This window comes from Streptomyces sp. NPDC056503, from assembly GCF_042794995.1.
In the GTDB taxonomy this organism is placed as follows: Bacteria; Actinomycetota; Actinomycetes; order Streptomycetales; family Streptomycetaceae; genus Streptomyces.
On record NZ_JBHTST010000142.1, the window covers coordinates 1 to 13,013 of the forward strand.

The window sequence follows — 13,013 nt, forward strand, 5'->3', positions numbered from 1 at the left end:
GGCCGGGCCCGGTGCCGGGGCGCGGAGGCGGGAGCGGGCGCGGGCGCGGTGGCGCGAGGGGCGGCGGGCGCGGGGGCGGGGGTGGCGGGCGCGGGGGTGGCGGGCGCGGGGGCGGCGGGTCTAGGCACGGGTCGGCTCCTCGAAGTTCTCGGCGTGGATGCGGGCGGCCGGCACTCCGGCCCTGCGCAGCGAGGCGGTCGCGGCGCGGGCCATGGCGGGCGGACCGCAGAGGTAGACGTCGTGGGCCGCGAGGTCGGGGACGAGGGCGCGCAGGGCACGCGGGGCGAGCGGGTCGTACGAACCGTCCGACGGTCCCAGCAGGTAGTGGAGGGCGGCCCGCCGCTCGCGGGCGATGGCCTCCAGCTCCCCGCGCAGCACGAGCCCGCCCTCGTCGGAGGCGCGGTAGAGCAGGGTCATGTCGCCGGGACCGCCGGGCAGGGTCTCGAAGAGGGCGCGCAGCGGGGTGATGCCCACGCCGCCGGCGAGAAGCAGCACCCTGCGGCGGGTGCGGCGGTGGGCGGTGAGCGCGCCGAAGGGGCCGGAGGCGAGGACGCGGGTGCCGGGGCGCAGCCGGCGGACCCTGCGGGTGTGGTCGCCGCGGACCTTCACGGTGATCCGCAGGGTGTCGTCGCGGACCGGCGCGGAGAGCGAGAAGGGCAGGGCGGTGGCCCACAGGCCGCGGCTGAGGAAGCGCCAGCGGAAGAACTGGCCGGGTTCGGCGCGCAGCCGGGCCACTCCCCTGCCCCGGACCAGGACGGAGACGACTCCGGGCGCCTCGTCGCGGACCTCGGCGACCCGCAGGTCGTGGCGGAGGGCGGCGCGGACGGGGACGGCGAAGCGGTACCAGAGGAGGAGGACGGCGACGGTGGCGTGGGCCATCGACCAGAGCCAGCGGGTGAGGAGCCCGCCCGCGATGTCGGGTCCCGCGAGCTGGTGGACGAAGCCGAGGGCGGCGGCGAGCAGGGCGCCGAGGTGGACCGCGTGCCAGGTCTCGTGGCGGATCCTGCTCCGGACGGCCCGGGCGGAGGTGACGCCGACGGCGGTGAGGAGGGCGGTGCCGGCGACGGCGGCGGCGATCGCCCCGTACCCGAGGAGGTCGCCGGTGGCGGTGACGAGGTCGGTGCGGGTGTGCACGGCGTAGCCGCAGAGGGCGAGCAGGGTGTGCGCGGCGATCAGGCCGAGGACGTACCGGCCGCCGAGGGAGTGCCAGCGGGCGAGCCGGTCGGCGCCGACGCCGTGCTCGACGGCCGGGACCCGGGCCATCAGCAGGAGCAGCACGAGGACGCCGTACCCGGCGAGGAGGCCGGTGAGGTGGGCGCCGGTGGCGAAGAAGGCGTCGAGGCGGGCGGAGGGCCGGGCCTGTACGCCCCACAGCAGGGCGACGGCCCCGGCGCCGCCGAGGATTCCGTCCCGCAGCCGCCCGGGCGCGAGCCGCGGCGCGGGCCGTCCGGGGGCGGGGCGGGCTCCGGAAGGCGCCGCGGCCCGGCGGGCCGCTCGCAGGCCCGCGTCGCGCCCGGGGTGTCCGGGGTCTCCGTCGCGCCCGGGGTGTCCGTCGTGCCCGGCCCGCTCGACGGACCCGGGCTGCCCGGCGGGTCCGACGTGCCCGGGCTGCTCGACGTACCCGGCGTACCCGGCGTACCCGACGGATCCGGCGTAGCCGACCGGTCCGGCCTGCCCGGCGGGCCGGTCGGCGTGGGGGCCGGGCGGGGTCGGGGGGAGGGGCGGTGCGGGCGGGGCCGGGCGCACGCCGGCGAACGGGACGGCGACGGGGGTGTAGAGGGGGTGGGGGCGAGCCTCGGTGGTCACCTTCGGCACCCTAGGGCGGCCCACCGCCGGGAATCCCGGGCACGGGCCCGCCGCCGCCATCCTTAAGCCGGTCTTGAGGCGAGCCTGATCACGGCTTAACCCCGGCGACCGCCCGGCGACCGCCCGAGGACCGCCCGGGGACCGACCCGGGCCCGCCCGGCCCGCCCTGCGACCGCCCCGGGACCCGCCGCCCGGCGCCCTCACAGCCCGTCCCCTCCCCCTCGGAGATCAGCGTTCCGTGCGGGAAACAGTCGGGATGCCACCGGGAAACACCGGGCCCGCACCCTTCCGGTTATGAGTACACGGATCGTGGTGGTCGGAGGCGGAACGGCGGGCCTCCGCCTCGCCCAGCGCCTGCCGGTCACCCTCCTCGGCGAGGAGCCGCACGCCCCGTACAACCGGGTGCTGCTCGCCGACGTCCTCGCCGGACGGTACGCCCCCGAGGTCGTCGCCCTGCCCGAACCGCGCGAGCCGGTGCGCCGCGGGGTGCGGGTGGTGGGGATCGACCGGGCGGCCCGGACGGTCGAGTGCTCCGACGGCGAGCTCGTCGGGTACGACCGGCTGGTCCTGGCCACCGGCTCCAACCCGGTGCTGCCGCCGCTGCGCGGACTGCGCGGGGCGGAGCTCCCGGAGGGCGTGCACTCCTTCCGCACCCTGGACGACTGCCTCGCGCTGCGGTCCGTCGTCCGGCCCGGGGTCCGCGCGGTCGTCATCGGCGGCGGCCTCCTCGGGGTGTCGGCGGCGCGGGCGCTGGCCGCGCTGGGCGCGGAGGTGGTCCTCACCCAGCAGGGCGAGGGCCTGATGGAGCGCCACCTGGACCCGCAGGCCTCCGCGCTGCTGCGGGAGCACCTGGACGGGCTCGGCGTCGAGACGCACACCGAGTGCCGGGTCAGCGGCCTGCGGCAGCGGGACGGGGCGGTGACGGCGGTCGAGCTGGCCGACGGCTTCGTCCTCGACGCGCAGGTCGTCGTGCTGGCCTGCGGGGTGCGGCCCAGGGTGGCGCTGGCCCGCGAGGCGGGGCTCGACGTGCGGAGCGGCGTCGTCGTCGACGACGAGCTGCGGACCTCGGACCCGTACATCCACGCGATCGGCGACTGCGCCGAACACGACGGCCGGGTCTACGGCCTGGCGGGCCCGGCCCTGGAGCAGGCGGACGTCCTCGCGGACGTGCTGGCCGGCACCGCCGGGCCCCGCTACACCGGCACCCGGGCCCTCACGCGGCTCACCCTCGGCGGGGCACAGCCGCTGGACCTCGCCGCCTTCGGCGAGGCCACCCCGCGGCCGGGGGACGACGTCGTCCAGCTGGCCGACGCGACCAAGGGCGCCTACCGCAAGGTCGTCGTCCGCGACAACCGGCTCGTCGGGGGCGTCCTCCTCGGCGATCTGGCCGCGGTCGGCGCGCTCGCCCGGGCCTGGGAGGGCGACGAAGCCCTCCCGGAGGCCCCCCTGCTTCACCTGCTCACCCACGACGGAGGCTCCTCATGACCACTCCCACCATCGTCCTGGTCGGCCACGGAATGGTCGGCCAGCGGTTCCTGGAGGCGCTCGCCGACCGGGGCGTCACCGAGCGGGCCCGGATCGTGGTCCTCTGCGAGGAGCCGCGCCCGGCGTACGACCGCGTCCAGCTGACCTCGTACTTCTCCGGGAAGACGCCCGACGACCTGTCGATGGTCGAGGACGGGTTCATGGAGCGGCACGGCATCGAGCTGCACACCGACGAGCCGGTCGTGAGCGTGGACCGCGCGGCGCGGACGGTGACCGGCCGGTCCGGGCGGGTCTTCGCCTACGACCACCTGGTCCTCGCCACCGGCTCGTACCCCTTCGTGCCGCCGGTGCCCGGCAAGGACGCCCGCGGCTGCTTCGTGTACCGGACGATCGAGGACCTGCTGGCGATCGAGGAGTACGCGAAGACGGCGACGACGGGCGCGGTGGTCGGCGGCGGTCTGCTCGGCCTGGAGGCGGCCGGCGCGCTGAAGGGCCTCGGGCTCGACACGCACATCGTGGAGTTCGCGCCGCGGCTGATGCCGGTGCAGGTCGACGAGGGCGGCGGCGCCGCGCTGCTGCGGACGATCGAGCAGATGGGGCTGACCGTGCACACGGGCACGGGCACCCAGGAGGTCGTGACGGCCGACGGGTCCGTGACGGGGATGAAGCTGTCGGACGGTTCCGAGGTCGCCACCGACATGGTGGTGTTCTCGGCGGGCGTACGCCCCCGGGACCAGCTGGCGCGCGAGTGCGGGCTGGACGTGGGCGAGCGCGGCGGCATCGCCGTGGACGAGCTCTGCCGCACCTCCGACCCGGCGGTCTTCGCGATCGGCGAGTGCGCGCTCGCCTCGGACGGGCGGGTCTACGGCCTGGTCGCGCCGGGGTACGAGATGGCGCAGACGGTGGCCGCGGTGCTCGCCGACGAGGCGGACGACTCCACCGGCTTCACCGGCGCCGACCTGTCGACCAAGCTGAAGCTGCTCGGTGTGGACGTGGCCTCCTTCGGCGACGCGCACGGCACGGCCGAGGGCTGCCTCGACGTCGTCTACTCCGACTCCCGCGCGGGCGTCTACAAGAAGCTGGTGGTGGACCCCGAGGGCCGGCTGCTCGGCGGCGTCCTGGTCGGCGACGCCGACTCGTACGGCCTGCTCCGTCCGCTGACCGGCACCAAGCCGCCCGTCTCCCCCGAGCAGCTGGTCCTTCCGGCGGGGGCCGGGGCGCCGGTGGCGCTCGGCCCGTCGGCGCTGCCGGACGACGCCGTCATCTGCTCCTGCCACAACGTCACCAAGCACGCCATCACCCAGTGCACCTCGCTGCCCGAGGTGAAGAAGTGCACCAAGGCCGGTACGGGCTGCGGCAGTTGCGTGAAGGTCATCGAGAAGCTGCTGCCGAAGGCGGCCGACAAGGGGCTCTGCGGCTGCTTCTCCTACACCCGCAGCGAGCTCTACGAGATCGCCCGCACCCTGCGGGCGACCTCCTTCGCCGCGCTGCTCGACTCGCACGGCCGGGAGGGCGCCCGGGGCGGCGAGGGCTGCGAGGTGTGCAAGCCGACCGTGGGCTCCATCCTCGCCTCGCTCAACAACGGGTACATCCTCGACGGCGAGCAGGCCGCGCTCCAGGACACCAACGACCACCACCTGGCCAACCTCCAGCGCAACGGCTCCTATTCGGTGGTCCCCCGCATCCCCGGCGGCGAGATCACCCCGGAGAAGCTGATCGTGATCGGCGAGGTGGCCCGCGACTACGGCCTCTACACGAAGATCACCGGCGGTCAGCGGATCGACCTCTTCGGCGCCCGCGTCGACCAGCTCCCGGCGATCTGGACCCGCCTGGTGGACGCCGGCTTCGAGTCCGGCCACGCCTACGGCAAGGCGCTGCGCACCGTGAAGTCCTGCGTGGGGCAGACCTGGTGCCGCTACGGCGTCCAGGACTCGGTGAAGATGGCGATCCAGCTGGAGCTGCGCTACCGGGGCCTGCGCGCCCCGCACAAGCTGAAGTCGGCGGTCTCGGGCTGCGCCCGCGAGTGCGCCGAGGCGCAGTCGAAGGACTTCGGCGTGATCGCCACGGCGAGCGGCTGGAACCTGTACGTGGGCGGCAACGGCGGCGCGACCCCGCGCCACGCGGACCTGCTCGCCCAGGACCTGTCGGACGCCGAACTGATCCGGCTCATCGACCGGTTCCTGATGTTCTACATCCGGACGGCGGACCGCCTGGAGCGGACGTCGGTGTGGCTGGAGCGCCTGGAGGGCGGGCTCGACCACCTCCGGGACGTGATCGTGAAGGACTCCCTGGGCCTCTGCGAGGAGCTGGAGGCGCTGATGGCGGCGCACGTCTCCGACTACCAGGACGAGTGGGCGCAGACCCTGGACGACCCCGAGCGGCTGCGGCGCTTCGTCTCCTTCGTGAACGCGCCGGAGACGCCCGACCCGACGGTGCGCTTCGTACCGGAGCGCGACCAGATCAAGCCGGACCTCACGATCCTGACGATCGGCACCCTGGAAGGAGCCCTCTCCCGATGACGGCAACGACGATGACGACGGCGACCCTCGAACTCTCCCCGGCCCCGGACTCCTGGATCGCGGTCTGCGAGGAGGTCCGGCTGACCCCGGGCCGCGGCCTGGCGGCGCTGCTGCCGGACGGCCGGCAGGCGGCGGTCTTCCGGGACCGGGCGGGACGGGCGTACGCGATCGACAACCGCGATCCGTTCACCGGGGCGCAGGTGCTGTCCCGGGGTCTGATCGGGACGGCGGACGGGCGTCCGTTCGTGGCCTCGCCGCTCCTGAAGCAGCGCTTCGACCTGGAGACCGGGCGGTGCCTGGACGACGACGAGGTGACGGTGGCGGTCTACCCGGTCCGCCTGGCGTGACGGGCCGGCCACGAGGTACTTGACCGTTCGTTCCAGATAGGCGTACGGTCCTCTCGTGGCCAGGACCAAGGAATTCGATCCCGAGGCCGCGCTCCAGGCGGCGCTCGACCTGTTCTGGGCGCGCGGCTACGAGGCGACGTCGATGGCGGACCTCGTGGAGCACCTCGGCATCGGCCGGGCCAGCATCTACGCGACCTTCGGCAACAAGCACGAGCTGTACCTGAAGGCGCTGGACCGCTACCTGGAGACCCGCGACCCCGGGCTCGTCGAGGAGCTGTCCGCGCCGGGTCCGGCCCTGCCGGCCGTCCGGGCGGTGGTCCGCCGCTTCGCCGCCGAGGCGACGGCGGAGGGCCTGCGCCTGACCGGCTGCTTCGTCACCAACTCGGCGGCGGAGCTGGCCCCGCGCGATCCGGTGGTGGCCCGCCGGGTCGAGCTGAGCTGGGAACAGGTCGAGACCCTGCTGTACGCGGCCCTCACCCGGGCCCGCGCCCAGGGGGAGCTGCCGGAGGGCCGCGATCCGCGCACCCTCTCCCGGATGCTCCTGGTCCTGCTCCAGGGGGTCCGGGTGGTCGGCAAGGCGTCGACGGACCCGGCCAGGGTCCGGGACGCGGCGGAGGAGGCCCTGCGGCTGCTCGACTGAGCGGCCGAGGGGCGGGCGCCCTTGCGAGGGCGCCTTTTCTCGGAGCCAATTCTGGAATGTACGGTCAAGTACAGATGATGTGGGGGGACGGCATGACGACCTACGAGAGAACCGCGGCACCGGCCGCGCCGGCGGACCACGGGGGTGCCCGCCGGGGGTTCGCACTGCTCGGGACGGTGCAGGCGACGCTCATCTTCACGCTCGCCTCGCTCGCCGTGCCGCTCCCCCGGATCGGCGCCGAGTTCGGCCTGGACCGGGGGCAGCTGATCCTCCTCAGCGCCGCGTACGGGCTGACCTTCGCCGGCCTCCTGCTGCTCGGCGGACGGCTCGCCGACCGGTACGGAGCACGGCGGGCACTCACCGCCGGGCTGCTCCTCTTCGCCGCCGCCTCCGCGCTCGCCCCGCTCGCCACCGGTTACGGCCCCCTGCTCGGCGCCCGCTTCGCCCAGGGCGCCGGCGCCGCGCTCGTCGCCCCGGCGGCGATGGGCGTGCTGCGCGCCCTGTACCCCGAACCCGCCGCGTACGGACGGGCGATGGGCACCTGGGGCGGCCTCTCCGTCCTCGGCGCCACCGCCGGGAACCTGCTCTCGGGCGCGATCACCGCCGCCGCCTCCTGGCGCGCCTCCTTCGCCGTGCCGGTCGCCGTCGCGCTCGCCGCCCTGCTCCTCGCGCCCCGGCTGCTGCCCGCCACCCCGCCCGGCGCGGGCCGCGCCCTGGACCTGCCGGGCGCCCTGCTCGCCACCGCCGGGATCGTCCTCGCCAGCGCCGGCCTGGTGCTGACCGACGCCCACCCGTGGGGTTCCGCGCCCGTCCTCGTGCCGCTGCTCACCGGCCTCGCCCTGCTCGCCGCCTTCGCCCGCGCCGAACGCCGGGCCGCCGACCCCCTCCTCCCGCCGGACTTCCTGCGGGACCGGCGGCGGCTCCTCGGACTCGGCGCCATCGCGCTCACCGCCGCCGGCACGGCCACCGTCTTCGTCCTGCTCTCGCTCGGCCTCCAGCGGGAGCGCGGCTACTCGACGCTGCTCACCTCGGCCGCCTTCGTCCCCTTCGCCGCCGCGCTGCTCGGCGCGGGCCGGCTCGCGGGACCGCTGCTCGGACGGTACGGGCCCGGCCGGGTCACCGCCGCCGGACTCGGCACGGCCGGCGCCGGACTCGCGCTGCTCGCGGCCGGCGCCGGCGACCCGGCCGTCCCGTACGCGTACGGGCTGCTCCCCGGGCTGCTCCTGCTGCCCGCCGGCGGGGCGCTCTCCTTCGCGGGCGGCGCCGTCCTCGCCACCGAAGGGGTGCCGGCCGACCGGGCCGGGCTCGCCGGCGGCGTCCTGAACACGGCGATGGAGCTCGGCCCGACCGTGGTCTTCGCCGCCCTGCTCACCCTCGGCGGCGCCGCCGCGCCGCTCGCCGCCGCGGCGGCGCTCTTCGCCGCCCTGACCTTCCTCACCGTCCGTCTCACCAAGTGACCACCGCTTCCAGGGGAGTTCCCATGTCCGTACGTTTCACCGACCGCGTCGTCCTCGTCACCGGCGCCGGGTCCGGCCTCGGCCGGGAGATCGCCCGCGCCTTCGCCGCCGAGGGCGCGAGGGTGGTGGCCGCCGGACGCACCGCCGCGGCCCTCGACGCGACCGTGGCCCTGATCGAGGCCGAAGGCGGTACCGCCACCGCCGTCACCGCCGACGTCACCAGCCCCGACTCCACCCGCGAGCTGGTCCGGCGCACGGTGGAGGTCTACGGCGGGCTCGACGTCGCCGTGAACAACGCGGGGATCTTCCGGGGCGGCCACAGCGCCGCCGACTTCCCCCTCGACGACTGGCGGGCCCTGCTCGACACCAACGTCACCGGGGTCCTGAACGCCCTCCAGGCCGAGGTCGCCCACATGCGGGCGCACGGCGGCGGCGCGATCGTCAACATCTCGTCCAACCTGGGCCCGCACGTCCGGATCCCGGGCGTCTTCGGCTACCAGGTCTCCAAGGCGGCCGTCTCGGCGCTGACCCGCGCGGCGGCCCGCGACCACATCGCCGACGGGGTGCGGATCAACGCGGTCAGCCCGGGCGCCTCGGAGTCCGCGATGTCGCTGCTGCCCGGCGAGACGGAGGCCGAGCGGGAGGTCCGGATGAAGGAGCAGTCGCCGCTCGGCCGGATCTCCTCGGCGGCCGAGGTGGCGGCGGCCGTCCTCTACCTCGCGTCGGACGCGGCGGGCTCCGCCGTCGGCACGGACCTGGTGGTCGACGGCGGCGTCTCCGCCTGAGCCCCGGGGGCTCAGCCCTGCGTCGCGGCCGGGTCCATCCAGAAGACCTCCCAGTGGTGGCCGTCCGGGTCGGCGAAGGAGCGGCCGTACATGAAGCCCATGTCCATGGCCTCCTTCGCCGGGCCGCCGCCCACCTCAAGGGCCCGGTCGGCCAGCTCGTCGGCCTTCTCCCGGCTCTCGGCGTTCAGCGTCAGCAGCACCTGGGTGGTGGCGGAGGCGTCGGCGATCCGCTTGCCGGGGGCGGTGAAGCCGGCGAACTTCTCCTCGGTGAGCAGCATGACGAAGATGGTGTCGCTGATCACCACACAGGCCGCGGTCTCGTCGCTGAACTGCGGGTTGATCGCGTACCCGAGCTTCTCGTAGAAGGCCTTGCTGACGTCGAGGTCCTTCACGGGCAGGTTCACGAAGATCATCTGCGGGGCCATGGCGTGTTCTCTCTTCTCCGTCGTGCGGTTCCGTCGTGCGGTGCTTTCGAGAGGTAGGACAGGCCTCCCGCGCCGAACTCATCGCTCTCCGGAGAAGTTTTTTCGCTCAGGCCGCCGCGCGCAGCGTGAGCGCCGCCAGCGGGACGAAACCGCCGGTCCCGCCGGTGGCCGCCTCGGCCTCCGCGCCGGGGCCGCCCAGCCGCTTCATCATCGAGACGGAGATCCGCTCCCCCATCGCCTTGGCGCGGTCCGCGCGCGGGCCGCGGTGGAGGCCGTCGACGGTGGCGTGCCAGAGCTGGACCCAGCGCCCGAAGTGGGCGGGGGTCAGGGGGCGGGCCGAGTGCAGCGCCGCGTGCGGGGCGAAGGCGTCCCGCCCGTACTCGGCGGTGCGGAAGAGGGCCCGCTCCCAGAAGTCGGTGATGCGCGGCAGGTGGACCTCCAGGTCGGTGCCGGCGATCTCGGTGAAGAAGGGGCCGATGAGGGGGTCGGCGAAGGCGGCCGTGTAGAAGCGGCGCAGCAGCACGTCGAGGTCGTCGCGGCCGCCGATGTCGGTGGGCTCCCTGGTTTCGCGCATGCGTCCAGTCTGCCCGGCCGGGACTCCGGCCCCCAGTGCCGAAGGTCCCGCCCCCGACCACGGGGAACTCCGGCGCGCCCGCCCGGCCTCGGGACCCCGCTCGGATCCGGCGGCCGGGCGTGCCGCCCGCCGGATCGCGGGTGGCCGGGTCACGGGTGGGCCGGGTCGCGCGTGGGCCGGGTCGCGCGTGGGCCGGATCGCGGGTGGCCGGATCGCGGGTGGGCCGGGTCGCGGGTGGGCCGGGGGCCGTCGCCGAGGGTGCCGGCGGCCCCCGCGCGGCCGGGCCCTCCACGGGGCCCGCCGCCGGCTGCGGCGGCCGTAGCGCTCCGCGAAACTCCGCTTCGACGTCCATCGCGTGAACCCGGTGTGTCCCGCGGCGAACCGACTTCCCCGCCCCGCAGTCGTCCCCTCCCGGCCATCGATTGTTGATGCCCAGTCAACTCCCGGCTCCTAGGTTCGCTCTCCGCGCGGCCCCGCCGCTGACCGTGCGGCGGGCGGTCACCACACCCCTGGAGAGAACACGTGGAGCGACGCAGTTTCCTGCGCGGAGCGGTCATCGGCACGTCGGCCGCCGCCTTCGGCGGCACCCTGATGGCGGGCGCCGCCCACGCGGCCCCGGCCCAGCCCGGCGCCGGCCCCTACGGGGCGCTCGGCTCGGCGGACACGAACGGCATCATGCTGCCGGCCGGGTTCACCAGCCGGATCGTCGCCCGCTCGGGACAGACCGTCCCCGGCACCTCGTACACCTGGCACAACGCCCCCGACGGCGGCGCCTGCTACGCCGACGGCACCGGCTGGATCTACGTCTCCAACTCGGAGATCAACCCGAGCGGCGGCGCGAGCGCGGTCCGCTTCGGCGCCACCGGCACCGTCACCGGCGCGTACCGCATCCTCTCGAACACCCGGCAGAACTGCGCCGGCGGCAAGACCCCCTGGAACACCTGGCTCTCCTGCGAGGAGGTCAGCCTCGGGTACGTCTACGAGACCGACCCGTACGGCGTGAACGCGGCCGTCCGCCGGGACGCCATGGGCCGCTTCAAGCACGAGGCCGCCGCCGCCGACCCGGTCCGCAGGGTCGTCTACCTGACCGAGGACGAGACCGACGGCTGCTTCTACCGCTTCGTCCCCACCACCTGGGGCAACCTCTCGTCCGGCACCCTCCAGGTGCTCAAGGCGGGCACCGCCACCTCCGGCTCCTTCACCTGGCAGAACGTGCCGGACCCGGACGGCTCCCCGACCACCACCCGCACCCAGGTCTCCGGCTCGAAGAAGTTCAACGGCGGCGAGGGCTGTCACTACGCCGACGACAAGGTCTGGTTCACCACCAAGGGCGACAACCGCCTCTGGCAGCTGAACCTCGCGAACAGCACCTACGAGCTCGCCTACGACGACTCGCTGGTGCCCGGCGGCGCCGCCCCGCTCACCGGCGTGGACAACGTCACCGGCGCCTCCTCCGGCGACCTCTACGTCGCGGAGGACGGCGGCAACATGGAGATCTGCCTGATCACGCCGGACGACACCGTCGCGCCCTTCCTGCGGATCACCGGCCAGTCCGGCTCCGAGATCACCGGACCGGCCTTCTCGCCCGACGGCACGCGGCTGTACTTCTCCAGCCAGCGCGGCACCTCGGGCAGCTCCTCGGGCGGCATCACCTACGAGGTGACCGGGCCGTTCCGCGCGTAACAGCGCTCCTCACCGCGCCGCTGGGCCCCGCCTCCCCCCAGGAGCGCGGCGCCCAGCGGCGTCAGCGTGTGCAGCACCGCGTTCCCGTGCCGCAGGGTGGCGATCAGCCCGGCGTCCCGCAGCACGCCGGTGTGCTGGCTGGCCGAGGCGAGCGAGACCCCCGCCCGGCGGGCCAGCTCGCTCGTCGTCCCGCCGTCCCCGATGGCCTGGAGGACCTCCGCGCGGGTCTGGCCGACCAGCTTCGCCAGCGAGGAGACGCCCGGCGGGCGGACCGTCGGCGCCTCCCCGTGGGTCACCGGGTAGACGAGCACCGGCGGCAGCGCCGGGTCCCGCAGCATCACCGGCGTCCCCCGGCAGAAGTACGAGGGCTGGAGCAGCAGCCCCCGCCCGTCCAGGTGCACGTCCCGGTCGACCGGGTAGGCCGCCTCCAGGACCGGTGCCCGCCAGGTCAGCATCGGCGGCAGCGAGTCGAGCAGCTCCTCCGCGCCGCCGTCCAGGACGGCCCGGCCCCGGCGGGCCCGGTCGGCCTCCACCCGGGCCCGGATGTGCGCCCAGTACGGCTCCACGGCCGCCCGGTGGTAGCTGCGCAGCGCCCCGAGCAGCCGGTCGAAGGGCTCCGGGCCGCCGTCGGCGAGGGCCCGCAGCGAGTGCGGCACCGTGCGGCCGCCCGACCGGTCGGCGGCCAGCAGGGAGAGCTCCGAGCGGAGCCGGCCGGGGGCCGTCGCACGGACCGCCCCGAGCCCGTCGTCGAGGCCGTGGAGGCCCTCCGCCGGGGTGAGGAAGTCGGGAAAATAGCCGCGGCTCGGGACGAGGGCGGCGAGCAGCCGGGTCTCCCCGCCGAGCCGCGCCCTGGTTTCCGTGCGCCATCCGCCGAACACCACCGGGCCGCGCCGGTCCCTTAAACGGTGAAAGCTGAGAATCGTTTCCCACAGGACGTCAGGACGGGCGGCGATCCGCACCCCCGCCAGATCGTCCGCGGTGAAATGAATACGAAGCATGAAGTCCCCACCTGTGCACTCGCAACCACCCCGCGATCGAGTATGCACTCCATCACTGCACGTTACCAGGGTGTTTCAGCCACAGATGAAAAGCATCGCGGCGAACACGGCCCAACGGAAATGCTGTGCGGGTCGGGCAGGAAACCTTCAGGACCGAGGTGACGTGGTGAAGACCGTGGGGGGCTTTGCCCGTCCGGCGGCGGTCGGCGAGGGTTGCGGCTCACCTGCCCGACACAGTGAAAAGGGCGCGGCCCCCGGGTGGGGATCCGGGGGCCGCGACCGAAACGCCCGCAA

General features: G+C 75.1%; 11 protein-coding genes. 7 read left to right on the forward strand and 4 right to left on the reverse strand.

From position 1 onward, the window contains the following. Nucleotides 1-120: 120 nt before the first annotated feature. Complete coding sequence (locus ACFQ8C_RS30725; RefSeq protein WP_383463778.1) at nt 121-1,806, reverse strand: ferric reductase-like transmembrane domain-containing protein; 1,686 nt, start codon at nt 1,804-1,806, stop codon at nt 121-123. Nucleotides 1,807-2,100: 294 nt separating this feature from the next. Between ACFQ8C_RS30725 and ACFQ8C_RS30730 the strand changes: the two genes are divergently transcribed. From ACFQ8C_RS30730 to ACFQ8C_RS30755, 6 genes are all read left to right on the forward strand, one after another. Further along, nucleotides 2,101-3,291, forward strand: coding sequence for an NAD(P)/FAD-dependent oxidoreductase (locus tag ACFQ8C_RS30730; protein WP_383463781.1), 1,191 nt, complete (start codon nt 2,101-2,103; stop codon nt 3,289-3,291). Then, nucleotides 3,288-5,810 (forward strand): nitrite reductase large subunit NirB, encoded by a 2,523-nt coding sequence (gene nirB, locus ACFQ8C_RS30735; protein WP_383463783.1) that lies wholly within the window; start codon nt 3,288-3,290, stop codon nt 5,808-5,810. The genes ACFQ8C_RS30730 and nirB overlap by 4 nt, the downstream gene beginning before the upstream one ends. Nucleotides 5,811-5,821: 11 nt before the next feature. Then, on the forward strand, nt 5,822-6,157 hold the full coding sequence (gene nirD, locus ACFQ8C_RS30740; RefSeq protein WP_383463823.1) for a nitrite reductase small subunit NirD: 336 nt from the start codon (nt 5,822-5,824) through the stop codon (nt 6,155-6,157). A gap of 55 nt (nt 6,158-6,212) precedes the next feature. After that, on the forward strand, nt 6,213-6,797 hold the full coding sequence (locus ACFQ8C_RS30745) for a TetR/AcrR family transcriptional regulator (RefSeq protein WP_383463785.1): 585 nt from the start codon (nt 6,213-6,215) through the stop codon (nt 6,795-6,797). 92 nt (nt 6,798-6,889) lie between these two features. Continuing rightward, the gene (locus ACFQ8C_RS30750; protein ID WP_383463788.1) at nt 6,890-8,254 is read left to right on the forward strand and encodes an MFS transporter; all 1,365 of its coding nucleotides are present in this window, start codon (nt 6,890-6,892) and stop codon (nt 8,252-8,254) included. 23 nt (nt 8,255-8,277) lie between these two features. Next, nucleotides 8,278-9,039, forward strand: a complete 762-nt coding sequence (locus ACFQ8C_RS30755) for an SDR family NAD(P)-dependent oxidoreductase (protein WP_383463791.1) — start codon at nt 8,278-8,280, stop codon at nt 9,037-9,039. An 11-nt stretch (nt 9,040-9,050) separates the two neighbouring features. On the opposite strand, the gene ACFQ8C_RS30760 is transcribed toward ACFQ8C_RS30755, so the two are convergent. Then, nucleotides 9,051-9,464, reverse strand: a complete 414-nt coding sequence (locus ACFQ8C_RS30760) for a VOC family protein (RefSeq protein WP_383463793.1) — start codon at nt 9,462-9,464, stop codon at nt 9,051-9,053. Between the two features lie 106 nt (nt 9,465-9,570). Then, the gene (locus ACFQ8C_RS30765; RefSeq protein WP_383463796.1) at nt 9,571-10,038 is read right to left on the reverse strand and encodes a group III truncated hemoglobin; all 468 of its coding nucleotides are present in this window, start codon (nt 10,036-10,038) and stop codon (nt 9,571-9,573) included. A 522-nt stretch (nt 10,039-10,560) separates the two neighbouring features. Here ACFQ8C_RS30765 and ACFQ8C_RS30770 point away from each other — a divergent pair. Further along, nucleotides 10,561-11,721, forward strand: a complete 1,161-nt coding sequence (locus tag ACFQ8C_RS30770) for an alkaline phosphatase PhoX (RefSeq protein WP_383463798.1) — start codon at nt 10,561-10,563, stop codon at nt 11,719-11,721. Here ACFQ8C_RS30770 and ACFQ8C_RS30775 read toward each other — a convergent pair. Further along, nucleotides 11,691-12,719 (reverse strand): ArsR/SmtB family transcription factor, encoded by a 1,029-nt coding sequence (locus tag ACFQ8C_RS30775; RefSeq protein ID WP_383463801.1) that lies wholly within the window; start codon nt 12,717-12,719, stop codon nt 11,691-11,693. The genes ACFQ8C_RS30770 and ACFQ8C_RS30775 overlap by 31 nt on opposite strands. Nucleotides 12,720-13,013 lie beyond the last annotated feature (294 nt).

Bases quoted from the DNA above. Each gene is read 5' to 3' on its own strand.
- ACFQ8C_RS30730 (WP_383463781.1), top strand. From the start codon at position 2,101: ATGAGTACACGGATCGTGGTGGTCGGAGGCGGAACGGCGGGCCTCCGC.
- nirB (WP_383463783.1), top strand. From the start codon at position 3,288: ATGACCACTCCCACCATCGTCCTGGTCGGCCACGGAATGGTCGGCCAG.
- nirD (WP_383463823.1), top strand. From the start codon at position 5,822: ATGACGACGGCGACCCTCGAACTCTCCCCGGCCCCGGACTCCTGGATC.
- ACFQ8C_RS30750 (WP_383463788.1), top strand. From the start codon at position 6,890: ATGACGACCTACGAGAGAACCGCGGCACCGGCCGCGCCGGCGGACCAC.
- ACFQ8C_RS30755 (WP_383463791.1), top strand. From the start codon at position 8,278: ATGTCCGTACGTTTCACCGACCGCGTCGTCCTCGTCACCGGCGCCGGG.
- ACFQ8C_RS30760 (WP_383463793.1), bottom strand. From the start codon at position 9,464: ATGGCCCCGCAGATGATCTTCGTGAACCTGCCCGTGAAGGACCTCGAC.
- ACFQ8C_RS30765 (WP_383463796.1), bottom strand. From the start codon at position 10,038: ATGCGCGAAACCAGGGAGCCCACCGACATCGGCGGCCGCGACGACCTC.
- ACFQ8C_RS30775 (WP_383463801.1), bottom strand. From the start codon at position 12,719: ATGCTTCGTATTCATTTCACCGCGGACGATCTGGCGGGGGTGCGGATC.